The organism is bacterium, assembly GCA_019912885.1.
GTDB lineage: Bacteria > Lernaellota > Lernaellaia > JACKCT01 > JACKCT01 > JAIOHV01.
The window spans coordinates 1-25,490 of record JAIOHV010000050.1 but is presented as its reverse complement, the minus strand read 5'-3'; the positions used below and the strand labels follow the sequence as shown (position 1 = coordinate 25,490).

The following is a 25,490-nucleotide window of genomic DNA, read 5'->3' as shown; positions in this document are numbered from 1 at the left end:
GACGACGCCGGCGCGCCGCGCGAGAAGGCGCCGCGCATCAAACGCGAGCGCCCGGCCAAACCCGATGTTCCCGCGTCCGGCCGCGTGGGCGACGTGCTGTTTCCGGAGCTGCTGCTGTCGTTTTATGAGAAGCGCGCGACCGGCACGCTTTTCATCCGCACCGGCGGCGAGGAGCGGCGCCTGTCGATCCGCAACGGCATTCCGGTGTCGATCGATTCGAATTTCATCGCGGGCCAGAGCCTCGGCGCGATCCTGCTCGAGCAGGAGCGCATCAGCGACGCGCAACTGTTTCACGCGCAGAAGATCGTAGCGGAGTCCGGGCAGCGCCTCGGCGAGGTGCTGATCGAAAGTGGCTTGATCGATGCGCAGGAGCTGGTGGCGACGCTGCACTATCAGGCGCAGCGCAAGCTGATGAGCGCGTTTCCGCACGACGAAGGCGAATACGAATTCCGCGACGGCGCGCCCGACGTGGGCGATTCCGGACACCTGGACGAAAGCATCCTGCAGATCCTGCTCGCCGGCGTGAAAAACTATTGCACGATGGCGCTGCTCGAATCGCGCATCTACGCCAACCGGCACCGCGTCGTGCAAAAAGGCGACGTGCAGGCCGCGCGCCGCGCCGGTTTGCAGCTCACGCGGCAGGAGTGGGCGATCCTCGATCTTGTTGACGGACAGCGCACACTCGGCGACATCGTGAGCCGCACGCCGCTCAACTTCATCCGCACGTTCCAGGTGCTCTACCTGTTTTTCCTGTTCGGTCTCGTGCGTTTCTCGGACGGTGGATCGGACTTTTTCCAGCTCGACGAACCCGTGCTCAACCGCGCGCTGTCCGAAGCGCGCTCCGACGCGACGCCCGCGCCGCTCATGCCTCCCGCGGTCGCCCCGCCCCAAGAGACGGAGTCGGACCTGCTGCGCCTGTTGTATCGGCTGTCGGGCCTGCGCGCGGACGGCGTGGTCATCGCGCGCGCCGGCGGGGCGATGCATCGCATCGTGCTGTCGGCGGGCAAGCCCGTGAAGATCGCAAGTGAGGTCGCGAACGCGCTGTCGGTCGGCAATCTGCTGGTGGCGCGCGGGCGGCTCACCGAGGAGGACCGCGATCGCGCGCTGGAGTTGGCGGGTTCCGAGGGCCTGCCGATCGGCGAGGCGCTGCTGAAGCTCGGCCTGCTTTCTCCGCACGAGCTCTACGAAGTGCTGGTCACGCAAGCCGAGGAGCGCCTGATGGCGCTGACGACGGACGCGCGAGCGGTCGAGATCCAGTACGAGGCGCGCCGGACGGAGGAGCCGCGCGGCCTGCCGCTTGACGTCGATCTGGTGAAGGTGCTCGTGCGCGCGATGCGGCTGAGGATCAAGCCGGAACACGCGCGCGACGAGCTGGCCGGCGACGCGGGCAAAGCGGTGGCGTTCACGGCCTCGGGGCGGGCGCGCCTTCATCCGCACGCGTTCGACGCGAAGGAGAGCTCGGTCATCACGTTGATCGACGGCCGGCGAACGCTCAAGCAGATTCGGGAGCACAGCGGCCTTGGCTCCGACGAGACGAACACGCTCGTCTTCGCGCTGCTCAAGCTTGGGCTGATCGAGTTTCTCGGCGAGGGGTAGGCGCCCGAACAGAGGCGGTCGCGATCCGAAGCCACCTCATCAATTCGGGACCGGCGCCGTTTCCGAGTCCTCGCCGTTCGCATTGCCGAAGGCGTCCGTGAGGTCGCCCGCGCGAATCACCGCCGTGCGCGCGCCCGGCGCCGCTCGATGCCAGACTCCGTGGAAACGTCCATCCGACACGTACGTCAGCGGGACGCTTTCCCCCGCGCCAGTTTCCTCCAGGACCGTGGCGAGCGCCTGCCCGCCCGTGACGGTCGACCACTCCGCGGAGCCAAAATCCGGATGGCGCAGCCGGTAGCCCGTGGGATTCGGCGGCCAAAGCGCGTCGCATTCGATCGCGTACAGGTCCCCGCCGATCGGCGCGACCGAAAGATTCGCAACGCGTACCGCGTCGCTCTCGACAACGTCGAAGGCATCGGACACCACCGTGTAGGGCACGATCGCCGATGCCTCCCAGGTCTGCCCCTCGACGCGCACGCGGTAGCGGCCGGGCGAGACATCCGCGGTCAGCTCCCAGGCGATCGTGTACCGATGCAGGCGCCTCGCGGGGAACCGCCGCGTGTCGTAGTCCGGCGACGCTTCGTAGCGCAAAATCGTCGTCATGTCCCCGTCCGCCATGATGCGCCCGTTGGCGAGCCGGACCGGCTCGAACTCGCCGCCGGCCTGCGCCTCGAAGGTGACGCGCGGCCTGTCCGCGCCGGTGAATCCGCCGGCCCAGGAAAACTCCACGGTTTCGAATCGCCGATACGAGGCCGCGGGCGGCGCGAGCACGTCTCCCGCGGATTCCGCTTCTTCGAACGCCACGGGCAGCAGGTCCGGCCAGGGGATCTCCGGTTGCGCGGGCGGTACGGCCGGCGCGGCGACCCCGGCCAGCAGATCCGCGGCCAGCGCGACGTTCCGGTCAACCAGCCAGTCGCCGAATTTCGGCCCCCAGGAATTGATCGAGGTTTCGTATCCGCCCTGCATCCAGTCCCACTCGGTGAGCAGATAGGATTGATAACCGTTCGAATATCCGAACGTCGCGATCCGGTCGTCGGGCACGCCGGTCGCCGCGTTCAGATTTTCGCGCAGGCGCTTTGAGAGCCAGCTTGTCAGCTCGCCGGGAATGAACGCCAGCAGATAATCGCCAAGGCGCACGTCGCCGATCTCCGTCGGATTCAGGGCCCAGGTCCACCACGCATCGACGAATAGCAGCGGCAGGACGCAGCCGTAGTACCCGTCCACAAGGCTCGTTTCCGGCCTGGCGCAGTCGATGATGGAGCCCAGTCTGGCGAAGTACGGGATCGTGCTCCAGACATCCGGCGACCCGCAGTAGAAAGCGCCGTCCTCGTAGGGATGGAATGCGCCGGTGAACGGGTCCGTCCATCCGAACTCGTCGTCCGCGTACCCGATCGCGTCGCGGCTGATCGCCGGCGACGCCGTAGCCATGCCAAGCGCGATGTCCGCTTCCGGCGCCAGTCCGTCGTAAACCTCGCGCAGCACCGGGGCGATGGAGCGCGCGTGCCATTCCATGCCCTGCTCGTCGTCGTGCCCATGCGGCGTGACGGACGGATTCACGTCGCCCGCCGGCCCCTGGAGAAAAAAGGCCTCCACCGGCGTATCGAAGGTGTTCTCGAACCCGAGCTCGATCGCGCCGGGGATGTCCGTAGACAGCAACGACTTCCCCATCCAGACGCCGTGGACGGGAAAGCTCATCAGAGCCGCGAGCGGCGATCCGTCCGCGCGGTCGACGCGGGCGAAAAACAGGCGATCCTCCTTGTAGCGCGGCGGATCGTTGGCGCACCGGCGGTCGGCCGACCACACGTCGCCGGGGTCGAACGGCGTCACCACCGTGGCCGCGAGCGTCGCCGGCTGAAGGTTCTCCGTGCTCGCCACGATCGCGCGGGCGATCGACGCGGACAGGCGCCGCGTGAATCCGCGGTCGAACACGTCCGTCCCGACGCCGCCCAGAATCATCGGCACCGGGAAGAAGTGCGACGGGCCGGAATGGGAGTGCGTCGCCGACAGCCACAGCCGGCCCGAAAGGTCGAAGCCGCCAATCCGGCATACATCCGAGAGCACCTCGCGATAGAGATATTCCGACACGCCCGCCGCCGCGATCCGCGCGATGACAAGGCGCTCCTCGCCGTTGTCGAGCGCAAGCGCCTTCACGTCAGGCTTGCCGAAGTAACCGGTCGATCCGCCCATCGCCACGGCGTACGGATGCGACGGGCCCGGGCGCGATCCATACCCGCCGGGGCTCACGCCGATGGGCGCCCAGAGATCGCCGGTCGCAAGCCCGGCGCGAAGCGGCGCGCGCGTGGCGCCGGCAAACGCTTCGCATCCCGGCGGCTCGGTGTCGTCGTCGCCGGAATCGTCGTCGATCGGGGCGGTGTCGTCGTCGCCGGAATCGTCGGGTGCGCCACCTTCGATCGAACCCGGTTCCGGTGACGGGGGATCGTCCAGCGCCGTATCGTCGACGGCGTCCCGCGCGTCGTACGCGCAGCCGGCGGCGATGGCGGAAATGGCCAGTAACGCGAGAAGCGTCAAACGCGCCGTGCACCCATCGAGATTCGTATCGCTCTCCTTTTGCCGTGACCGCCGTTTTCCGCGACGCCTTTCAGCCTTTCAACCTTCCAGCCTTCCAGCCTTTTTTCGTTACTGCGTCTTCAGCAGATTCTTGAAGTACGTCGCCGTCCAGTACGCCGACAGGAAATCGTGCCCCGCGTGAACCTGCGTGTCGTCGTCGACGCCGCACGCCTGGATCTGGAACGGGTTGCGCTGGAACATGAATCCGGCCTCGCACTGCAGATCGACCGTGAACGCCTCCTGCGCCTGGTAGTCCACGCCGCCCATGAGATCCGCGAGCCACGGGTATTGCACCTGCAGGTCGTGCAGGAACACCGAGACCGGATCGAGCGTCACGCCCGTCCGCTCGGGCAGGTAGTACTTCACGTTCGGCACGCCGGGGAAGGTCGTCAGATCCTCGACGAGCTGCGCCGCGTAGGGATCGGCCCCCGCGAACGCGCCCGGGTCGTAGTCGCCAAGCCCCATGAAGATCGCGTTGAACCACGGGTTGTGCGAAAGGCGCGTGAAGGTGTGCACCTGCGTCTCGAAGAGGTTGAGGAAAAACGCGTAGTCGTCCTGGCTGAAATACACCTTCCCCAGGCGCAGCAGGTTGAGGAAATTTTCGTGCGCGAGGTTGTTGCCGTAATACTGCGCGTAGCGGTTCAGGAACGCGATGGAGTTGAACTGCATGACGATGCGGTTTTCGTCGAGAAGCCATTCGGCGAGCGCCTCCCTGAAACGCGCCTCACCGGTGACGTGATAGCCGACGAGCAGCCACGACGCCTGCTGCGGCGGCAGGATGCGCGGCGCGGCATCGGTCTTTTCGCCGGCCTCGTCGATGATCCACCAACCCGTCGCGATCAATTCGTCCAGCACCTCGGCGACGTCCTCGCGGACGATCTGCCGCGTCGGTTCGTCGTCGATGAGGTCGTACGCGAGGCCCATGCCCAGGAACCAGCCGGTGTACTGATCGCGGCTCGTCTCGCCCCACCAGAAATCGCCGGCGAACTCGCCCGTATCGACCTTGTGGCAGCGGTCGTGATTCGCGCAGTCGACGTCGCCGGGATACGCAATGGACGCCTGCGGCGCGCGGTAACGCGCGATGAATCCCGGCTTGCCGGTCACGTGCAGATGGCCGGAAAGCGCGTTGACGCTCTCGATCGCGTTGGCCTTGGCCATCGCATCGCCGGTGACGTGATAGCGGAATGCCTGGCTCGCCAGATACGTGCCGGTCCAGATCGTGCTGTCGCCGTAGCCATCGTAGCTTTGCGGCGTCGCGTAGGTGTTGTCGGTGAACGTCACGTGCACGTGGCCGCCATAAAGCGGCGTGTGGTACGCTTCGTGCCAGAGGTCGAAGGCTTCCGCTTTCGCGCGCAAAGGCCCCGCCGCGCCGGACTCGTCGTACGTGTCCGGCTCGACGTTCGACTGCGGCCAGTCCGCGACGAAGTCGTCGGCGATCGCCGTGTCATCGTCGCCCGTGTCGTCGTCGGCCGTGTCGTCGTCGGCGTCATCGTCCATGTCGTCGTCGGCCGTATCGTCGTCGAGCGTCGTGTCATCGTCGGGCGCGGCATCATCGTCGTCGTCGTCGTCATCGTCGTCGCCGCACGAGCAGCCGACGGCGAAAAACCCCGCAAGGGCGACAAGAAAAATCGTGAAGATGGTGGCAAATTTCATTTCCCTATCCCCTGTCCGTGCCCATGCCCGATGGACAAAATGGACTTAATGGACTTGATGGACACCATGAAACGCTTCGTTCGCTGCGCGTCCTTTGTGCCCTTCGTGCCTTCGTGTTGAATTGCGATTCCGCGATTCCCCGCCGAAACCCTCCGTGTCCTCCGCGTCTTCTCCGTGCTCTCCGTGTACCGCCGAACCGCGATTCCGCGATTCCATTCCCAATTCCCAATTCGAATCACATCACATTGATCTCGAAAAAGTGCCCGAAATCGTCCTTGCCGATCGCGATGTCCTTGTCGAACTTGCCCTCTTCGCCCATGCGTTTGGCGAGCGCCTCCTTCGCGCGCTCGAACTCCTCGCCGGTCAGCGGCCGCGGCTCGAATTTCGTCACGCGGTTGTCGCTGTGGATCGGATACAGGCGCATGTCCGCGCGCACCCGATCGCCCGCCTCCGAAAAACGCATGACGGCCGCCATGCCGAAAGGCAGCGTCTTCATCTTGCGGTATCGGCCGGGAGAGTTGAAGACGAAGTTGCCGATGTTGTAGACGGCCCATTTCTCGCCGACGCGCGCGAATTCCTGCATCGTGTGCGCGCCGTGGCCGACGATGACGTTCGCGCCCGCATCAAGAATCTTCGGCGCGAGCTTTTCCTGCTTGCGCGTCATCCACGAGTAGTTTCCGCCCCAATGCGGGTACGCGACGATAAACGCGTCCGGATGCGCCTCGCGATACGCACGCAGCGCGGGCAGGAAGGCATCCTCCGTCAACGGCGCCGCGCCCGGCTTGTCGGGCTTCGCGAAAAAGTCGTACTGGCGATCGTACGTGCGCGAATATTCGAACGCGCCGAACACGGCAAGCGGCACATTCTTCGTGCCGGCCGACAGCGTCGTCTCATACGGACGCAGCGCCTCGTCGAGATTTTTCCCGGCGCCAAACCACGTCATGCCTTCTTTTTCGAGCACGTCAAACGTTTGCAACAGGCCGGGAACGCCGTAGTCGAGCGTGTGGTTGTTCGCAAGGCTCACGACCTTGATGTTGTGCTTCTTCAGGTACTTCGGCGCCTTGTCCGGCTCCGCGAAATGCACGTAGGTTTTGCTTTCCTTAAACGGCGATTCTTTCAGGTCCGTCACCGGCGTTTCGAGATTCGCGATGACCAGGTCCGCGGATTGCAGGAGCGGATCGAGCTGCACGAACGCGCCGTCGTAGCCTTTGCGCTTCAGCGTTCGCAGGATCATCTTGCCGTAACTGACGCCGAAATCCGTGTCACCGGCGAACAGCAACTTCGTGCCGGTTTTCCACTCGGCCTCCGGCGTCGCCTTGCGCCCGCCCCATTTGCCGCCGGTGATTTCCTTGCAGCCCGAAACGGCAAGCGTAAGCGATAAGGCAAATACGCAGAAAAGCGATATGCGGCCCATGCGTTGCTCCCTCCGAGCGCGAATGCTCGCGCAGGAGCGGCGTCATGTAAAGGCGGGGATCACGATGAACGGCCTTCAGCTTCGTTCAGGGTAAACTTCGGCGCGAAGCCGGCGCGAAGAGCGCGAAGAAAAACACAATATTTCTTTCGCGTTCTTTGCGTTTTCTTCGCGTCTTCGCGGTGAAAACTCAGGCCGTCGCGCCGCCGCAGGAGCTTCCCGCGCCGGCCGTGCATCCGAAGCAGTGCCGCCGCGTGACGATGCGGCGCCGGGCGAACGCGGCGGGATCGAAATCGCGTACGTGCATTGGGCCGCCCTCGCCCGCGCACGAAAGATCGAGCATCTGGTTGAAGTCGCAGTCGTACACGAACCCGTCCCACGAGATCGAAATCGTGTTGCGGCACATCACGCCGTCCACCGCGGCGGGATTGAACGCGTCGACGAGGCGCTGCATGTACGCGGCGAGGTTGCCCGACGCGTCGAGCCATTCGAGGTAGCGCGAGATCGGCATGTTGTTGAGCGCGATGAGGCGATCGAACGCGATGCCGTGATCGCGCGCGAGCGCCGCCTTCCACTCCGGCTCGGCGCTCGCCTGCGCGGGCGCGAGGAACGCGCCGACGGGATTGGTCATCAGCGTCAGCCGGCGGCGCGGATCGCCCTTTCCGTATCCCACCGCGTTCAAGCGGCGCAGTGCCTCGATCGACTTTTCGTACGTGCCGTCGCCGCGCTGGCGGTCGGTCGAAAGACGGCGGTAGTGCGGCAGCGAACACACCACCTCCACGCCGCGCTCGGCAAGCCACGCGGGCAGATCGTGAAAGCGCGGCAGCAAAAGCACGGTCAGGTTGCAGCGGTCGATGACGTGTTTCCCCCGCGCAACGCACGCCTCCACGAGATCGCGAAAGTGCGGGTGAAGTTCCGCCGCGCCGCCGGTGATGTCCACCGTATGCGCGTCCGTTTTGTCGAGCGCCCAAAGGCACGCGTCGATCGTCTCGCGCGTCATCATCGCGTCGGTGCGATCGGGGCCCGCGTCCACGTGGCAGTGCCGGCACGTCATGTTGCACAGCTTGCCGATATTGATCTGGAAGACCTCAAGCGCCGCCGGCAACAGCGCGCCGCATCCCGCGCCGGCGAGCGTGCGCTCGAACTCGATCCGCGCGCCGTTGGCGTCGATCAGTTCGACTTCCGCGAGGCGGCGAAGCTGCGCGCTCGTATCCGCCAGCGGCTCGCGCCGCGCGCGCAGGCTCCTTGTCGGCTTCGGCCCCGCGTCGTCGGACGAAAGCGGCAGGCCGTAATCGAGGGCTTCGGATATTGCGTCAATCGTCATGATCAGTCACCCGTTGCGATTCATTCCGCATTCCCAATTCCCAATTCGCCATTCCCAATTTCGACCCGCTCCCTTACGGTCGCGGTTCGTCGAAGCGTCGCCGTGCTGGCGCCGTGCGGGCGCGACGAATCGCGCCCCTACATCCCCGCCTTTTTCACGTGCCCCATCATCTGCAACCCATGCACGAGCGACGCGCCGCCGCGGATCGCGCACGCCACGTGCACCGCCTCGGTCATCTGCTCCTGATCCGCGCCCTTGGCGAGCGCGTCGTTCGAATACGCGTCGATGCAATACGGGCACTGCACCGCGTGCGCGACGGCCAGCGCAATGAGCGATTTTTCCCGCGCGGTCAGCGCGCCGTCGGCGAATACCGCGCCGTAATACGAGAAGAACTTGTCGGCGAGCTCCTTGCTCCCCTCGCCGATCTTCGTGAAATCGGCCAGGTGCTGGGGATCGAAATAGCCGGACATCAGGCGAAGCCTCCTGCGCGGGCGTGGTATGCCCAAGCCACGCACCTTCATAAAAATACGCGCGGCGGGCAAGAGCGTTACGGGCGGAACCGCGCGAAGAAATCAGAAATCCCTTCGCGGACTTTGCGTTTCCTTTGCGCCTTCGCGGTAAAGACGCGACGCACCGAACCGCCACGCGTCGAGCGCGGCCTTGCTGGCGTAAGGCGAGGTGCCCTCGCCCGCCGGGAAGTACACGGGCAGGCCGCGCGTCTTCGACCATCTCTGGCAGGTACGCACACTGCGTTCGAGGTAGTCCGCGATCTCCTGCCAGCATCCAAGCACATCGTCGTTGCGTACGGGCTTCATTTTCGTTCCCCCCAGGTTGCTCCCGGCTCCCCCGAACCGGTTTTTTCACCGCAAAGTCGCCAAGAAGGCCGCAAAGGCCGCGAAGCGCCGTCATCCTGAGGGCCGCTTCCAATGCCGTCATCCTGAGGGCCGCATCGGCCCGAAGGATCTGGCAACGCCCCTGCTGACGGCCACGCGGCTTCCGGCTCGTAGCCAGATCCTTCGCTTCGCTCAGGATGACGGCCTTGACGCGCCCCAACAAATCGCAATAAATTACGAGTCTGTCAAGTCCGTGTCGTAATAAGTCACGATACGGCATTCGGAGGCGCGGGATGCTCGTTTCGGGAATACGAACCGCGACCGTTAGGGAGCGGGTCATCGCGATGTCGGTGCCGCGAACCCCTGACGAAACGCTGACGCGAAAGGATCACCCATGCTCGCGAAACGACTGAAAACGGTGCGCGACGAGGCGTTCGGCGGCAGCAATCTCGCCATGGCGCGCGCGATCGGCGTGTCCGAGGGGGCGGTGCGCGGCTGGCTGCGCGGCGATCACGAGCCCGGCGCGCCGGCGGTGGAGGCGATCCGCCGCGCAGCGGGATACCGCGCGGACTGGCTGCTTTCCGGCGTCGGCCCCAGGCACGAGCGCGCGGCGGAGGGCGCGGGCGAGATGCGCATCGTCGCGCCGAAGGACGCGTGGTTTCGCGGCGTGCGCGAGCGCATCGACGCGTATTACCCCGTTCCGCTCGTCACGGGCGAGGTGGCGGCCGGCGCGCCGCGCGCGATCTCCGAAAGCGAGGTCGACGACTGGGTGCCGACGATCTACCACCGCGAGTGGTGCCCGCACCCGGAGCGGACGGTGTGCGTTCGGGTGGCGGGCGACTCGATGATCCCGACGATCCCCGACGGCGGCCTGGTGGCGATCGACCTGGCGCAAACGGATCCGAAAAGGCTGGCGCGAATGATCGTCGCCCTGCGCCGCGACGACGGCGTTACGATCAAGCGCCTTTTCGCCACGGACTCCGGCCAATGGGTCGCCCGCCCGGACAACGGCGACTCGAACGAACTGTACGTCTTTGCGCCCGACGAGATCGCCGACGCGATCGTGGGCAAGGTCGTCTGGTGGTGGGGGCGGCAGTGAGTGGCGATGTCAGTGCCGCAAACGCAGTCGACCCGCGGCAGCGGGGCGACGAAGTGCGTGGTCGACCCCGCCCCGGCAATCAGCCCTGCGATGTCAGGGCCGCAAACGCCGTCGACCCGCGGCGGCGGGGCGACAGAGTGCGCGGTCGGCTCCACCCCGGCAATCAGCCCTGCGATGCAGGTGCGTCTTGCGATGTCGGAGGCGCGCGCGCGCGGCACGCCGTAGCCTCGGCGAAGGCGGGTCAGCAAGCGCTCACCCCGTTCGACGACACGACGGCCCGTTGGGAAAATCCCGCGATGTCGAAGCGCGCCCCACTCGGAGCGGGGCGGTCCCAAGGCCGAGCTGGAGCTCGGCGTTCCCAGGCTACTCCGTGCCCTGCGATGTCAGTGCCGCAAACGCAGTCGCCCCGCGGCAGCGGGGCGACGAAGTGCGCGGTCAGCCCCGCCCCGGCACGAACGGCCATCGCGCGCGAGCGCATTTCGTGATGTCGAAGGCGCGCGCGCCCGGCACGCCGTAGCCTCGGCGAAGGCGGGTCAGCAAGCGCTCACCACACGCGAAAACGCGATCCCGTCGACGAATGGGAGTGCGAACGTGCCAGACGCATTGAAGCCATTCAGGGCGATGAAAACAGCTTCGTGAAAACTGCTTGCGATGAAGCTGGACTTTGAACTGTTCAGACGTTAACACCGCCACGGCGATGACTACGCTATTCGGAAAATCCCCACAATTTAAAAGCACCACCAGTATCAGAAATGATTTTCCAATCTTTTCCATTGTAATAGCCAATGCGCCCGACATCTAAACTAAACGTCGACGTAGACACAAATACATTGTCGACGCCGAGAACCCATAACCCCGTTAAATATTCGTTGTCAAACAAGCCAGATAGGCTGATTTCCGTCCAGTCCACGCCATTATATTTAAGCAATAGCCCCTGCAAATTATATTTGTTGTAACCAACAGCATAAAGGTCGTTCGCGTCTGCGCCGTGAATTCCCATTACACGAAAATCGCTATCGTTTATTATTGGGTCGTGATTCCATTTTGTTCCATTATATTTATAAATTATATTTCCGCCGACCGCATACACTTCCGACTCAGAAAAACCCCATATGCTAGTGATTTCATCGCTGGGACGCGGGATAATTCTACGCTCAGTCCATTGGTCATTTTCGTATTTAACGAATAAGATGGCGTTCAGGTATGTCCCTGCAGCGAACAGCGTTCCGCCATTTGATATCCATACCGCATTCAAGCTAGAAAATATTGGTCCACGTCGGATCTCGCCCCAATCAATGCCATTGTAATGATATACAGAATAGCCTTGGATAGCCGTATTGTCTCCAACAATATATATGTTATCCCTTGCGTTCCCGTGAATTGCATTGAAACTCTCTCGTTGAAATAAGCCAAGAATAACGTCCGTGGACCACTCAATGCCATCATAATATGCAATCATGCGCTCCCATTTTCTATTCCCACTATAGTAAACTACACCACTGGCGATTAAGTTTTTTTCCGAAATTCCCCAAATGCCTGTAAGAAATACATTTTGCCACGTAATCTCACCTTGCCATTTTTCAAATGTAGAGGGAACAATTCTCTCCGTCGACGCCATTCCGGAACCGTCATCGATGCCAAAAAGCTCGACCCGCTGTCCTAATTTGAACGTATGTTCAACCTGTCGATATTCGGAAATCGTTACCGGACGTATACCCGTTGTCTCGCGAAAATAGCCGTCGTCCGCCGCGTTATCGTCATCGCCGCCGCCCACGCACGACGCCACGAACGCCAGCGCGACGAGGCAGCAAGCCCATGCGGCGATTTTCATGACGACCCTCCCCGATTGGATGGCGCATTTTACCACGACGAGCGCGAAGGAAGTAGAACGAAATGCGTATAAGCAGGTGAGGAGCCGCCTTCGCCAAGGCTACGGCGCGCCGCGCGACCTGCGGTCCCGGGGAGTGGCCGTTTCGGTGCGGCCGGCGCCGGTGGTTTTTGGAAGCGCGTCGGGTCGGCGCGATGTTTTTCGAAGCGTACCCCGCTGCGAGCGGGGCGCTCCCAGCGGAAAACGCGGATAAGCAGGCGGGACGCCTGCGCTCCCAGGGAGGCGGAGCCCTCTTACCTATTTCCTCTTTCCTATTTCCTACTTCACTCCGTGCGCAGCGCGTCGGGCAGTTCGTTCACGTCGCCCGCGGCGCGGGGGAAGTGTTTGCCGAGGTGGTCGCCGACCTTGTGGATCGCGTGGACGACGCCGTCGGTCACGGAGCCGGACTTGACGTGCTCGATCGCGTCGACGACGACCTCGTTCCACAGGCCCGGCTCCACGGTCGCGTTGATGCCCTTGTCCGCGAGCACGACGATGCGGCGTTCGAGCAGCGTCACGAGGATCAGCACGCCCGTGCGGTCTTTCGTTTCCGACACGCCGTTTTCGGCGAACGCCTCGAACGCGCGCTGCCGGACCTCGACTTCCATCACGCGCTCGCCGACGAAAAAGCGCTTCACCACGGGCACGCGCCGCGTGACGAAATAGCCGGCGAGAAATCCGGCGACCTGCGCGAGCGCCAGGCCGACGTAACTCGCCTCCGGCGCAATCCACATGAACGCGACAAACGCGATGATCGCACCGACGATGCCGCCGGAAAGATCCGCGTGCCCGTACGCGTCGCACGACGCGACGCACACCGGCACGATCTCGCCGGATGTTTTCGTCTCCGCGTCGGCGACGGCCTGCTCGATGCGCGCGCGGTCTTCGTCGGTGAATTGGTGTTTCATGAGAGGTTCGGGGCGGCGCTTCGCGCCGCGTTTGGGGTCATCCCGCAAGGCGTGGGATGACGTTTGGGGCGCGCTCGCGGCACGCGTTCCGGGCGCCACACTTTTGGCCGAGCTTGCGAGGGCAAAGGGGTGCCGTTCGCGGCACATCTTTTCCGGCCTTCGGCCGGTAAAAATGTGGCACCCTTGCGATTCAACTCAATCCTCAATCCTCGATTCTCATTCCTCATCATCACCACCGCCCGCTTGCGCCGCCGCCGCCGAAACCTCCGCCGCCGCCCGAGAATCCGCCGCCTCCGCCGAAGCCGCCGCGCCGGCCGCCGCCCATCATCGCGCCCGTGAACAGGATCATGCGCCCGGTGCGCGAGGACATCAGGACGATGAACACGATGATCGAAAAAATGATCGAGACGACGGACTGTCCGCCCCGCGTGCGATCGTCCTTCATGCGGACGCCTTCGGCTTTGAACTCGCCCTCGGTCGCCTTCATCATGCCGTCCACGCCGCCCGCGATGCCCGCGAAAAACGAGCCGGACTTGAACGCGGGCACGACGACGTTGCGGATGATGCGCGAGGATTCCAGATCCGTCAGCGCGCCCTCCAGGCCGTAGCCGACCTCGATGCGCACGAGTCGGTCGTTCGGCGCGACGATGAGGATCGCGCCGTTGTCCTTGCCCTTCTGGCCGATCCTCCACGCCTCCGCGACGCGGATGCCGAACTCCTCGATCGCCTCGCCCTCGAGCGACGGCGTCGTCAGCACGACGATCTGCGTCGATGTCTTTTCCTCGAAGGCCGCGAGCGCCGCTTCGAGCTGCTGCTCCTGCGTCGCGTCGAGGATGTTCGCGTAGTCGTTGACGCGCGCGGTCAGCGCGGGGACCTTCGCCTGCGCAAACGCGATCGACGCGGAGGCGAGGAAGAAGAACAGAAGGGCGGGGAGGCGACGCATGGAACGATTTAACCGCCAAGGCGCGAAGCGCGCAAAGAAACTCCACTTCGCGTCCTTTGCGTTTCCTTCGCGCCTTCGCGGTAAAAAATCACTTCCCGAACTCGACCTTCGGCGGACTCGCCGCGGCCTCGTCGGTGACGGTGAAGTTTTCCTTGGGCTCCATGTGCAGGATGAAGCGCGCGGTGAGGTTCGTCGGGAAATAGCGCACCTTCTTGTTGAAGGCGTTCACCTGCTCGATGTAGCGCTTGCGCGCGACGGTGATGCGGTTTTCCGTGCCTTCGAGCTGCGCCTGCAAGTCGCGAAAATTCTCGTTCGCCTTCAGATCGGGATAGCGCTCGGCGACGACCATGAGGCGCGAAAGCGCGCTCGACAGCTCGCCTTGCGCCGCCTGAAACGCCTGGAACTTCGCCGGGTCGGAAAGATCGCCCGGCGTGATGTTCGTCTGCCCCACCTTGGCGCGCGCCTCGGTGACGGCCTTGAACGTGTCGGCCTCGTGCGCCGCGTAGCCCTTCACCGTCTCGACGAGATTCGGGATGAGATCGAAGCGGCGTTGATACTGGTTTTGCACCTCGCTCCACGCGGCCTTCACGTCCTCGTCCAGGCCCTGCAGCGAGTTGTATCCGCAGCCGGAGAACGCGAGCGCGAAGACAAGCGCGGCGGCGGCAAGCGTAAGGCGCGACATGGAATGACCCCCTGTGATGGCCCGTGTCATACGCGAGCCGTTACAAATCGCTTTTTACCGCAAAGGCGCGAAGAACGCGAAGGGAATCGAAAAGCGCAAAGGGAAAGGGCGAAGGCCTGACCCTTTCTTCGCGTGCTTTGCGTCTTTGCGGTGAAGATTTTAGCTTCCGCAGCAACCACCGTCGTCATCGTCGTCATCGCCGTCAGCCGCGTCGTCGTCATTGGATGCGTCGTCGTCAGCCGCGTCGTCGTCGCCTGCCGCGTCATCGTCGCCGGAGTCGTCATCGTCGCCCGCGTCGTCATCGTCCGCGGGCGCCGGTTCCTCGACCCAGATCGCGTTCGTGAGCGCCTGCATGATGAGGCCGTCGTAGAGTTCCAGGCGATAGCGCGCGGACTCGGCCGGCGAATGTGTCGCGGTGTAGGTGAAATCGTCGCCCGTCACGGGGATATCCTCCCGACCCGCCCACGGCTTGCCGTCGCGGATGAAACGTAGCGACATGCCGTCGCCGCCGACGACGCGCGCGGTGAGTTCGACATCCTCGCCGCCTTCGATCGTGTCGCCCATAATCGCGTGGCCGGCGTCGCCGTTCGCGTCAAGAAGCAGATCCGGCCCGTTGGGGCCGCCGGTGACGATGTAGTTGTGGCCCGCGGCGAGGCCCGCGAGGATCGCCTCGTTGGACAACTCCTCGGCGTACACGACGGTTGTCGGCACGCCGATCGGGCCGTAGATGATGCTGCCGCTGCCGGCGCCCCGCTCGTGGTCGTCGCTGCCGCCGCGCATCATCACGCGGTAGCCCTGCTTTTGCAGTTCGTCGGTCCACGCGACGGCCAGGTGGTTCACGGGGTTCGGGATGAATCCGTAGATCGACTGCGAGCCGTTGATCGCCTCGATCATCGTGACGTTCGACCACTCGAGTTCCGGCACGCTCCACCCCAGGCCGTACATGTAGCCGTCCATCGGGATGCCCGGCACGGCTTCCATCGGAATGCCGGGCACGGCGGGATGATTCGGCGAGATCAGCCCGCCGTTTGCGCGCGCGGCGGCCATCGTCGCGTTGATGTCGAAGTTCGGCTGCGTCGCCTGATACGGCACGTAATCGAATTGGCCGAAAACGTTGTAGTGCCCGCGGTAGGTCGTCACCTCGACGGCGGGCATGATGAGCATCTCGTCGTAGATCTCCTGCATCTCCGGGATGTAGAGCATGTGGCTGATGGCGTTGTGATCGGACAGCGCGATGAAATCCATCCCCTGCGAAAGCGCGAAGTCGTAAACCTCTTCCATCGTGCCGCTGCCGTCGGAGTGCGTGGAGTGGCAGTGCAGGTCGCCGCGATACCAGCCCGCCTCGTCATTGACGACGACCGGCACGTACGGATCGGGCACGAATGTCGGGCCGACGTCCTCGTCCGAGAGCGTCACCTCGACGGCGTAGTGCAGCGTCTCGCCCGGCGGCACCATCGTGATGCCGACCTCGACCTGCCAGGTACCCTCGGGCATCGGGCCGGGGATGTACGAATCGGAGGTGTGATCGCGCGACTCGGCGATCGTGAACGTCTTCTTGTTGCTGCCGCTCCAGCCGCGAAAGCCGTTCGCGTCGAACATGCCGATATCCAGGCGCTCGTCGAGAAGCCCGGCCGTGTAGTCGCCGGCCGCCGCCTCATACGGGCAATGCGCGCCGCCGAATTCGTCGAGCGGCAGGTCGTGGATATCAGCGAGTCGCGCGGGATCGCCAAGCGCGATTCCGCGCGACGCTGGGACCGCGGGCGGCCCGCCCGCTTCGAATCCGGGTGCCACACTTTTGGCCGAGTCCGCGAGGCCAAAGGTGTGCCGCCGATCAACGCACCCGCCCGTCTTCGCGATGGGCGATGTGACGAGCGCGTAGGAATACGTCACGGTGATCTTCGTTGTGCCGCTCGGCACCGCGAAGTCGTGGTAGACGTAATTTCCGAGGTCGCCGAAATTGACGTCGTTTTCGAAAACGAAATCCTGCGCGGCGGCGGGCGCGGCGAAAAGCGCGCACGCGATGGCGGCGATGACGATGAGTTTGCGCATCACGCGTGTCTCCCGCGGAAGTTGCGGACGCCGGAATTTACCACAGAGAGCACGGAGGACACAGAGGAAGCCGGGAGCGCAGGCGTCCCGCCTGCTTCGACGGAAGCCGCGATGGCCTTCCGGTCTTTCAGACTTCCGGACTTCCAGCCCTCCCAACGATTTGACGCCGCCACGCCTTCGGGCTAGAGAACGAATCTCGCCCTGGGGCTGTAGCTCAGCTGGATAGAGCAGCAGGCTTCGAACCTGAAGGTCGGGGGTTCGAATCCCTCCAGCCCCGTTTCGCGCCCGTCACCTCAGCACGAAAACAACCCGCCGCCGTCATCATCATCGTCGTCGTCGTCCGCCTTCGCGTCATCGTTATCATCGTCGCCCGGTTGCGGATCGCCGTCATCGTCGCTGTCGTCCGCATCGCCGTCGTCGTCGCCCGGTTCAATGTCGCCGTCGTCATCGTCCGGCGTCGCGTCGTCATCGTCTTCGCCGCCTACGGCGAACGTACCGCCCGGCACGGCGTCGCCCTCATTCATGACGTACGCGGTATCCGCGACGAACAAACCCGAGTCGGCGACGAGGCGGTAGTCGAACCCGTCGGTCGCGTTGGCGTCACTCGTTCCCCGGAACGAAAAGTCCAGCGATTCCCCCTCGCGAATATCGCCGATGGACTGCTGCGTCACGTCCTGGACAAAATCCCAGCGGATGCCATAGGGCTCGTCGCCGCCGATGTACGAGCGCTCCCATTCGCCGATCCCGTGCAGGCCATCCGGTTCCGAAACGTAAATGGGATGAATGTGATACTCCGGTGTCGGCATGTAAATCTCGACCTGGTGGATCCAGTGCGTCGCGGCGGTTTTCGACGTGTTGGCGACTACGAAATCGAATTCGTATTTCGTGGACGGTTCCAGTTTCCCCGCCGGCTTGGCATGGATCGAGGCCTCGGCCTGGAAATCCGTGTCGTCGTCATCGTCATCGTCGTCGTCGCCCGAATCGCCGGGCCAATCGCGGACGCACTCGTAGTACCCGCACGGATACGAGCGGATGACCTTGAAGTAGCCCATGTTGAGGCAGAAAAGTTCCTCCATCAGTTCCCAGATGCCCCAGCCGCCCCACCATCCCCCGCGCGCGTCGCAGAAATCCTTGAGGGCTTCCCGAAAGGCCGTCGCCGCCAGGTCCGCGGTCATGACGCAGCGCGGATTGTCGTATTGCCAGGGCGGAACGATCTCCGGATCGGGCGATCCGCCGACGGAGTCCAGGCAGTCGTTCCACCACTGATCGAAATCCGTCTTGAAAATCAACGGAACGCACCCGTCGGGGTTGTCCGGATAAAGTGAGCAGTTGGAAACGAAATAGGTCAGCGCCGCGTTGTAGCAGTTGTTGAAGCCCTGCCCGAATCCTTCGACGCGGTTGCGAAACGCGATGCAGGCCTCGGCGTCCACCCCCTCCATTTCGGGAAACGAATATCGAATCTCGCCGTCCTCGTCCCACCACACATCACCGGCGGGACTCCAGGAATCGCCCGACGCACCGAGAACCGTCAGCGTCGTCGCGCCAAGCAGAAACCCCAAAGCCAGAACGCCAAGCATGCGGTTCATCGCGGCACCCTCCCAATGAAATTTTCGATCGCGTCATCTCAACACGAAAACAACCCCCCGCCGTCATCGTCGTCGTCGTCCGCCTGCGCTTCGTCGTTGTCATCCACGTTCGCATCGTCGTCGTCATCGTCGTCCGCGTCCGAATCGACATCAAAGGCGTCGTCGTCGAAGGCGTCATCATCGATGGCGTCGTCGTCCGCGGCGGTGTCATCGTCATCGCCGGTCGCGTTCAACGACGCCTCGGCGACGGACGGAATGCCATGAATCGGTACGGCTCGGAATCGCCCGGTAACGGCCTCGCCCGAGTCGGCCTCAATGGTCCAATGGAACCCGTCGGTCGCGTCGGAATCGGATCGAGCCCGGAACGCGAACGCCAGAGCTTCCCCTTCGCGGATGTCCCCGAGCGGCGCGTTCGCAAAGTCGGAATCGAACTCGAAGCGGACCGATGGCGGAATGCCGTCGACAGCCGACCCATTCCAATTGCCAAAACCGTGCACGGAACCCGGCGCTCGTAAACTCGACGGATCGACGTCCCAGTCCGCGGACGGCATGAGAACCTTGATGCGGTGGATCCAGTGAAACGAGAGCGGCGGCGAGTCGTTTGTCACCACCAGCTCGAATTCATAGACCGTCGAGGGCAACAGCTCCTCAGGGCGCGAAGGCAGTTCCAGCCGCGGCGCAAACGAGCGGTCTTCCGCCGCGTCGTCGTCCGCCGCGTCATCGTCCAGGGCGTCATCGTCGGTCGTGTCGTCATCCGCCGTATCGTCGTCGTCGCCGGAAAAATCGGGCCATTCGCCGGTGCATGTGTGGTACGGACACGAATAGCCGACGCCGAGCTGAAAATAAGCGGGGATCGCGCAGTAAAACATGGCTTCAAAGTCAAATTTCGATGAGTACCCGAAGCACTTTGATTCGATCGCCTGATAAAAATCGATCGTAGTCCATGATGTAACGGACGCGCAGTGGGGATCGCGGTATTCCCACGCGGCGACAAACGCCGGGGGACGGGTAAGGCCCGTGCGTGCCAGACAGTCGTCGAGCACGACATCCCAAATGATCTGCGGGCACCATGGGAACGGAGGGCCGAAAATGATGCATTCGCTAAAGTAAATTATTTGCGAGGACATGACGCAGCTCGAGAATTCGGACGCGTCGTCGTAATCGAAAATGTCGTCCATGTATTCCGTGCATGCGTCGGCATCGATGTTCGGCATCTCGGGAGGATTTTGATACGCAGCAGCTGCGCCGGGGATCGCGATGAATGCGGCACCGACCCACAATATCGTAGCAACGACCTTCAGAACGCTCTTCAGCACGAGAACACCCCCCCACCGCTGTCGTTGTCATCGTCGTCATCGTCGTCATCCGCCTTCGCGTCGTCGTCGTCGTCGTCGTCGTCCGCGTCCGAATCGACATCGAATGCGTCGTCGTCGAAGGCGTCGTCGTCGCCCGGCCCCGCTCCGGTGGCGGCGGCCTCGTCGCTGACGCCGTCGCTTTCCGCGGACGCGGGGTCGCCGGCGTGCGTGACGAACGCGGTGTCCGCGACGAACTGGCCGGAGTCGGCCGCGATGCGATAATCGAACCCGTCCGTCCCTTGCGGATCGGTGCGCGCGCGGAACGAGAAGTCGAGCGATTCGCCCTCACGGATATCGCCGACATCCGAGAGCGTCGGGCCGTCAAGGAAGTCCCAGCGGATGTGCGGCTCATTCGCCTTGGCGATTGCGGCCTGCCACATGCCGCCGCCGTGCAGCGAATCCGGCGACGCAACATTCGCCGGGTCGATCGCGTAGTCTTCCGTCGGCATGAAGATCTCGACCTGGTTGATCCAGTGCGAAGCGTGCGTTGTCGAGGTATTGGCAACGGTGAAGTCGAAATCGTACGTCGTCATCGGCGTCAGAATCGTGGAGGGAAACGTGATTTCCAGCGACGCGGCGAATTCGCCCACGTCGGTATCGTCATCGCTTGCGTCATCGTCGCTCGTATCGTCGTCGCCGGATAGGTCCGGCCAATCGCCCGTGCAAGTGTGGTAGGGGCAGGCGTAACCGACAAACGTTTCGAAAAACCCGTCAAGCGCACAGAATATCTGGTCGCCTCCCGGCATGTAGGTTCCGGCGAGTCCGAAGCATGTCACGAGAACCGAATTCCAGTACTCCTCCGCCGTCAACGCAGCGACCGATTCGCAGTGCGCGTCCGTGTATTCCCATGAAGCGACGAATTCGGGCGGACGCGTCAGCCCGCCGATCGCAAGGCACGCCGCGAAAGCGACATCCCACACGATCGGCGCGCAGTCCTGCGGCGACCAAGGGCCGTTCACGACGCACAAGTCCCAATACTGCGATTGCGTGAGGAGGATGCACGCCATCAGTCCATTCGCCGAATCAAAGTCGTAGATGGACTGCATGTATTGCTCGCATGCAACGACGTCAATATTCGGTTTTTGGGGCGGTTCGATTGCTTTCGGCGTAGCGCCGGTAAAGACGATCGCCGCCGCGCCAAGCAGAAGCGCGAGCGATAACGCACCGAGAATTCGGTTCAGCAAGAGAATAACCCCCCTCCGCCGTCATCGTCGTCATCGTCGTCATCCGCCTTCGCGTCGTCGTCGTCGTCTGCGTCCGAATCGACATCGAATGCGTCGTCGTCGAAGGCGTCGTCGTCGCCCGGCCCCGCTCCGGTGGCGGCGGCCTCGTCGCTGACGCCGTCGCTTTCCGCGGATGCGGGGTCGCCGGCGTGCGTGACGAAGGCGGTGTCCGCGACGAACTGGCCGGAGTCGGCCGCGATGCGATAATCGAACCCGTCCGTCCCTTGCGGATCGGTGCGCGCGCGGAACGAAAAATCGAGAGATTCAGTCTCGCGGATATCGCCGACGGGGGAGAGCGTCGGGCCGTCAAGGAAGTCCCATCGGATGTGCGGCTCGTTGGCCTTGGCGATCGCGGCCTGCCACATGCCTCCGCCGTGCAGGGAGTCCGGCGACGATACATTCGCCGGGTCGATCGCATAGTCTTCCGTCGGCATGAAAATCTCGACCTGGTTGATCCAGTGCGAAGCGTGCGTTGTCGAGGTATTGGCGACGGTGAAGTCGAAGTCGTACGTCGTCATCGGCGAGAGTTTCTGCGTCGGCGACGTGAAGCCTAGCGATGCGCCGAATTCGCCGTCGTCATCGCCGGTGTCGTCATCGGCCGTGTCGTCATCGTCGCCGGGATTGCCCGGCCAGTTGCCGGTACACGAGTAGTAGGCGCAAAGAAACCTGTCGTTCGCGATCCCGACGCTCGCGCCCCAGCAAATCCACTTCCATAACCATTCAGGCGGTAGGCCGATGCAACACTCGCGAAAGTCGCAACCCGCGTCCGCGAACACATCCCACGCCTCCGTTTTAGCCCATTCGTCGGCCGCCTGGAGGCAGTGAGGATCGCTCAACTTCCAGGGAGGGCGGTACTCGGCGTGATCGCTCGCTCCATATTGCGCTAAACAGTCTTCATACCATTGATCAAAGGCAGCGGTATGACTTTCCGGGGGACAGAATTCGTACGGCTCTCCACTCGAAATGGAACATGTCGACACCCAAGCGAAGCTCGCCAACAAAAAACAGTAGGAGAAGCCATCGCCGAAGCCGAACACCTGATTCCGGAATTCTCCGCACGACGCGTCGTCGATGACGATCGTTGATGACGACCCGCCGGCGGATGCCGAAGCAGGGAACGTGACAACGGCTGAGACGGGCGTTGCCGACGCACCAAGGACAAGTATCGCCGCCGCGCCAAGAAGAAACGCCGACGCCAGGCCGCCGATGATACGATTCATGACGCACCCCCCAAAATCAAAAGACAAAAGCCCGCGACCGGTTCGAGAACTTCAAACGGCCCACGCGGATAAAGGCGCCCGCGCGAATGCGGAAATACAATGCGTGAAACATATCACATCCGCGCGCGGAGGGGTGAACTTTTTTGCGGGGCGGCGATTTTTTGGATCGGATAACGATCGGCAGTCGATCCGCACCCTCACGGTCGCGGTTTGTAGCGGGAGCGCCAGGTTGACGGACGCACGCGCCGTTGCCTACGCACGGATCGTTGCGACGGACATTCCCCATTCCCGATTCGCAAATCCCAATTCGCCATTTGCGATGACCTTCCCAACTTCGCAACTTCCCAACTTCCCGACTTTTCCGCGATCCCCCCGTGTTGCCACACGGCATTCGACGCGCTAGAAAGTGGGCTGGCGCGCTTGGCGTGCAAGACGAAACGAACGCGTTCCCCGCGAACGCGATGGAGGAATCGACCGCTCATGACGTACGTGGTCACCGAACCCTGCGACGGCTGCAAATACACCGACTGCGTGGACGTTTGCCCCGTGGAGGCCTTCCACGAGGGCGAGACCATGCTCTACATCAATCCCGAAACGTGCATCGACTGCGGCGCCTGCGAGGAGGAGTGCCCGGTGGAGGCGATCTTTGAACAGGACCGCCTGCCCGACAACTTCCAGCACTGGCTAGCCATCAACGACGAGAAGTGCCGCGACTTGCCGATCATCGCCCACAAGAAAGACCCGCTCCCCACAGCCAAACCCCGCGAGGAGGTCTGGGCCGCGCGCGGCAAGAAGGTGTAGCGCGCACGCAAGAGAAAATAGAAAAAAGGAAATAGAAAAGAGATTTTCGGCGCGGTCGCGTGTTGGTTTTCCCGCGGAACCGCGCCGATTGACGTTCTGACTCGGCCCGCGCTTTCGCCAAGAAAACCTGCGTTCCACGACTCAATCCTCAATCCTCGATCCTCGATCCTCCCCCTTCCTGTCCCCTTCGCGTTCTTTGCGTTAGACTTTGCGCCTTCGCGGTAAAATCCCGGGGAGGCCACCATGGAAAACCACCACGACGTCATCGTGATCGGAAGCGGCATCGGCGGGCTCGCCGCGGCGCTGACTGTCGCGCGCGCGGGCAAAAACACGCTCGTTCTCGAGGCGGGCAAGGCGTTCGGCGGATACACCAATCCGTTCAAGCGCGGCGCGTACACCTTCGATCCGGGCCTGCACTACATCGGCGAATGCCACGAGGGCGCGTCGTTTTCCCGCATGCTCGCGAAGCTCGGCCTCGCGGACAAGGTGCGTTTCCGGGAGCTGTCGCCGGACGGTTTCGATCGCCTGGTCTTCCCCGGATACGAGGTCACGATGGGCAAGGGGCATGACGCCTATCGCGACAAGCTCGCGCGCGATTTTCCGCACGAGATCGCCGGGCTCGATCGATTCTTCGAGATCCTGAAGCAGTTCCGCTCCGTCGCCCGCCTGCAAGCCCGCGTCAACGCGCGGGACGTCATCAAGGCGCTGCCACTCGTGCCGCTTGTCGTCAAATACGGACGCGCGACGTACGGACAACTGCTCGACGATCTGTTCGGCGACCGCCTGCTGAAAGCCGTGCTCGCGGCGCAGGGCGGCGATTACGGCCTGCCTCCCTCGCGCGCCTCGGCGCTCATCGGCCTGGGACTGATCGATCACTACCTCGGCGGCGCATATTACCCCGTGGGCGGATCGCGCGCGCTGCGCGATGCGTTTGTCGACGGATTGCACGCGGCCGGCGCGACGCTTCGCAAGAACCGGCCCGTCAAACGCATCGTCATCGAAAACGGCCGCGCCATCGGCGTGGCGTGCGAAAACGGCGAGGAGTATTTCGCGCCGCGAATCATCTCGAACGTGGACGCCATGAAGACCTACGGCGACATGGTCGGCACGAACAACCTGCCGCCGCGCATGAGGCGCAAGGTGAAGCGGACGCGGCCATCGCTCGCGTCAATCTGCCTGTTCATCGGCACGGACATCGACCTGACCAAAACGCCGATGACCGACGCGAACGTCTGGCACTACTCGACGACGGACCTGGACGGCCTCTACGCGCCGCTGTGGCAGGGCCGGATGCCGGACGACGACGTCTTCTTCCTGTCCGCGCCGTCGCTCAAGGACCCCGAGACGCACGTGCGCGACGGCGTGACGCAACACACGGTGGAGCTTGTGACGTTCGCGCCGTTTGAGCCGTTTTCGAAATGGGCGGGGGAAAAAAGCATGCGCCGAGGCAAGGAGTACGACGATCTCAAAAACCGGATCGCCGATCGCTTCATCGCGGCGGCGGAGCGCTACATCCCGAAGCTCGGCAAGCACATCAAGCTGATGGAGGTCGGCACGCCGGTCACGAACATCACCTACGCGGGCGCCCCCTTCGGCGCGATCTACGGGCCGGAGATGACGCCCGAGCAGATGGGGCCATGGCGCTTTTCGCCCAAATCGCCGATCCCGGGTCTGTATCTTTGCGGGTCGAGCGTGATGAGCGCGGGCATCGTGCCGTGCGGCATGTCGGGCTATGTCGCCGGCAAGATTGCCCTGCGCGCCGGCGGCCTCGAAAAGCGCGGCGTCGCGCGCGAGCCGGTGGTGGCTGAAACCTGACGCGACGGGAAATCGGGAAGTCCGGAAGACCGAAAGTTCGTCGCCATGGCGAACGCGCTCGTGCGCCGTCCATGATGTCCATTCCGTCCATCAAGTCCATTTTGTCCATCGACCATCCGGACGGGCGCAGACGCTTTTAGCGCTCGGGAATCTCGACAATGGCCGAACGCTTTTCACGCGGGCGGAACAGGAGAACGGCGATCGCAAACGTGGGAACGATGGCGCCGACGTGCGTCGTGAGCAGGTGTAGCAGGCGGTTGTCCTTGCAAATCAGCGCCAGCAAGATCATACCGGCCGCGGCGGCAAGGACGCCGAGCAACCAGAACGCCCCCAGGCTTTTTCGCACGAGGCGCCGCGCGGGAAACATCAAGGCGAAAAGGGCGGCGCCGACCGCCGTCCCGATGCCGAGGCAGATCGTGTGCAGTCCCACGCCCGGATACCAGGGTTCGCCGACAGCAAGCGCGACGGCGACTAGCATTCCGCCAAGCACGAACGCCGCGGCGACGAGCCTTGTGCGCGTAACCAGCGGCTGACCGAACGCGAGCGCCGCCGCGGCG

At 63.6% G+C, this 25,490-nt stretch carries 20 protein-coding genes and 1 tRNA gene; 5 read left to right on the top strand and 16 right to left on the bottom strand.

Features of this window, described 5'->3' with window-relative positions; genetic code table 11:
• On the top strand, positions 1-1,596 hold a 1,596-nt coding region (locus K8I61_04265), incomplete at its 5' end, for a hypothetical protein (GenBank protein MBZ0271225.1).
• 39 nt (positions 1,597-1,635) lie between these two features.
• Here K8I61_04265 and K8I61_04260 read toward each other — a convergent pair.
• From K8I61_04260 to K8I61_04235, 6 genes are all read right to left on the bottom strand, one after another.
• Positions 1,636-4,125, bottom strand: coding sequence for a hypothetical protein (locus K8I61_04260; protein MBZ0271224.1), 2,490 nt, complete (start codon positions 4,123-4,125; stop codon positions 1,636-1,638).
• A 108-nt stretch (positions 4,126-4,233) separates the two neighbouring features.
• The gene (locus K8I61_04255; protein ID MBZ0271223.1) at positions 4,234-5,817 is read right to left on the bottom strand and encodes a hypothetical protein; all 1,584 of its coding nucleotides are present in this window, start codon (positions 5,815-5,817) and stop codon (positions 4,234-4,236) included.
• Positions 5,818-6,052: 235 nt separating this feature from the next.
• A complete protein-coding gene (locus K8I61_04250) occupies positions 6,053-7,231 on the bottom strand; it encodes a CapA family protein (protein MBZ0271222.1) in 1,179 nt (392 codons plus the stop codon).
• A gap of 187 nt (positions 7,232-7,418) precedes the next feature.
• The gene (gene arsS / locus K8I61_04245; GenBank protein ID MBZ0271221.1) at positions 7,419-8,552 is read right to left on the bottom strand and encodes an arsenosugar biosynthesis radical SAM protein ArsS; all 1,134 of its coding nucleotides are present in this window, start codon (positions 8,550-8,552) and stop codon (positions 7,419-7,421) included.
• 137 nt (positions 8,553-8,689) lie between these two features.
• Positions 8,690-9,022: an arsenosugar biosynthesis-associated peroxidase-like protein gene (locus K8I61_04240; protein MBZ0271220.1), complete on the bottom strand. Its 333-nt coding sequence runs from the start codon at positions 9,020-9,022 to the stop codon at positions 8,690-8,692.
• A 102-nt stretch (positions 9,023-9,124) separates the two neighbouring features.
• Positions 9,125-9,367: a hypothetical protein gene (locus K8I61_04235; protein MBZ0271219.1), complete on the bottom strand. Its 243-nt coding sequence runs from the start codon at positions 9,365-9,367 to the stop codon at positions 9,125-9,127.
• A gap of 412 nt (positions 9,368-9,779) precedes the next feature.
• On the opposite strand from K8I61_04235, the gene K8I61_04230 reads away from it, so the two are divergent.
• Entirely contained in the window at positions 9,780-10,484 is a 705-nt protein-coding gene (locus K8I61_04230) for a hypothetical protein (GenBank protein ID MBZ0271218.1), read from the top strand.
• Between the two features lie 706 nt (positions 10,485-11,190).
• Here K8I61_04230 and K8I61_04225 read toward each other — a convergent pair.
• The 5 genes from K8I61_04225 to K8I61_04205 form a co-directional block, all read right to left on the bottom strand.
• Positions 11,191-12,315 (bottom strand): hypothetical protein, encoded by a 1,125-nt coding sequence (locus K8I61_04225; GenBank protein ID MBZ0271217.1) that lies wholly within the window; start codon positions 12,313-12,315, stop codon positions 11,191-11,193.
• Positions 12,316-12,635: 320 nt separating this feature from the next.
• Positions 12,636-13,259, bottom strand: coding sequence for a TPM domain-containing protein (locus K8I61_04220; GenBank protein ID MBZ0271216.1), 624 nt, complete (start codon positions 13,257-13,259; stop codon positions 12,636-12,638).
• Positions 13,260-13,488: 229 nt separating this feature from the next.
• Positions 13,489-14,202 carry a TPM domain-containing protein gene (locus K8I61_04215; protein MBZ0271215.1) on the bottom strand — a complete coding sequence of 238 codons (714 nt, stop codon included), beginning with the start codon at positions 14,200-14,202 and terminating at the stop codon, positions 13,489-13,491.
• An 88-nt stretch (positions 14,203-14,290) separates the two neighbouring features.
• Positions 14,291-14,914, bottom strand: a complete 624-nt coding sequence (locus K8I61_04210) for a LemA family protein (GenBank protein MBZ0271214.1) — start codon at positions 14,912-14,914, stop codon at positions 14,291-14,293.
• A 129-nt stretch (positions 14,915-15,043) separates the two neighbouring features.
• A complete protein-coding gene (locus K8I61_04205; GenBank protein ID MBZ0271213.1) occupies positions 15,044-16,936 on the bottom strand; it encodes a CehA/McbA family metallohydrolase in 1,893 nt (630 codons plus the stop codon).
• Positions 16,937-17,136: 200 nt separating this feature from the next.
• Between K8I61_04205 and K8I61_04200 the strand changes: the two genes are divergently transcribed.
• Positions 17,137-17,210, top strand: a tRNA-Arg gene (locus K8I61_04200).
• 16 nt (positions 17,211-17,226) lie between these two features.
• On the opposite strand, the gene K8I61_04195 is transcribed toward K8I61_04200, so the two are convergent.
• Genes K8I61_04195 through K8I61_04180 form a run of 4 tightly spaced genes read right to left on the bottom strand, consistent with a single transcriptional unit; the run spans position 17,227 to position 21,933 of the window.
• Positions 17,227-18,519: a hypothetical protein gene (locus K8I61_04195; GenBank protein MBZ0271212.1), complete on the bottom strand. Its 1,293-nt coding sequence runs from the start codon at positions 18,517-18,519 to the stop codon at positions 17,227-17,229.
• 38 nt (positions 18,520-18,557) lie between these two features.
• Positions 18,558-19,835, bottom strand: coding sequence for a hypothetical protein (locus tag K8I61_04190; GenBank protein ID MBZ0271211.1), 1,278 nt, complete (start codon positions 19,833-19,835; stop codon positions 18,558-18,560).
• Positions 19,829-21,058 (bottom strand): hypothetical protein, encoded by a 1,230-nt coding sequence (locus K8I61_04185; GenBank protein MBZ0271210.1) that lies wholly within the window; start codon positions 21,056-21,058, stop codon positions 19,829-19,831. The genes K8I61_04190 and K8I61_04185 overlap by 7 nt, the downstream gene beginning before the upstream one ends.
• The gene (locus K8I61_04180; protein ID MBZ0271209.1) at positions 21,052-21,933 is read right to left on the bottom strand and encodes a hypothetical protein; all 882 of its coding nucleotides are present in this window, start codon (positions 21,931-21,933) and stop codon (positions 21,052-21,054) included. Before K8I61_04180 ends, K8I61_04185 begins: the two co-directional genes overlap by 7 nt.
• 864 nt (positions 21,934-22,797) lie before the next feature.
• Between K8I61_04180 and K8I61_04175 the strand changes: the two genes are divergently transcribed.
• Both K8I61_04175 and K8I61_04170 read left to right on the top strand, forming a co-directional pair.
• Complete coding sequence (locus K8I61_04175; GenBank protein MBZ0271208.1) at positions 22,798-23,118, top strand: ferredoxin family protein; 321 nt, start codon at positions 22,798-22,800, stop codon at positions 23,116-23,118.
• Positions 23,119-23,361: 243 nt separating this feature from the next.
• Positions 23,362-24,933, top strand: a complete 1,572-nt coding sequence (locus tag K8I61_04170; protein MBZ0271207.1) for an NAD(P)/FAD-dependent oxidoreductase — start codon at positions 23,362-23,364, stop codon at positions 24,931-24,933.
• 136 nt (positions 24,934-25,069) lie between these two features.
• Here the strand turns inward: K8I61_04170 and K8I61_04165 are convergent.
• Positions 25,070-25,490: hypothetical protein (locus K8I61_04165; protein MBZ0271206.1), on the bottom strand; the 421-nt coding region annotated here is incomplete at its 5' end.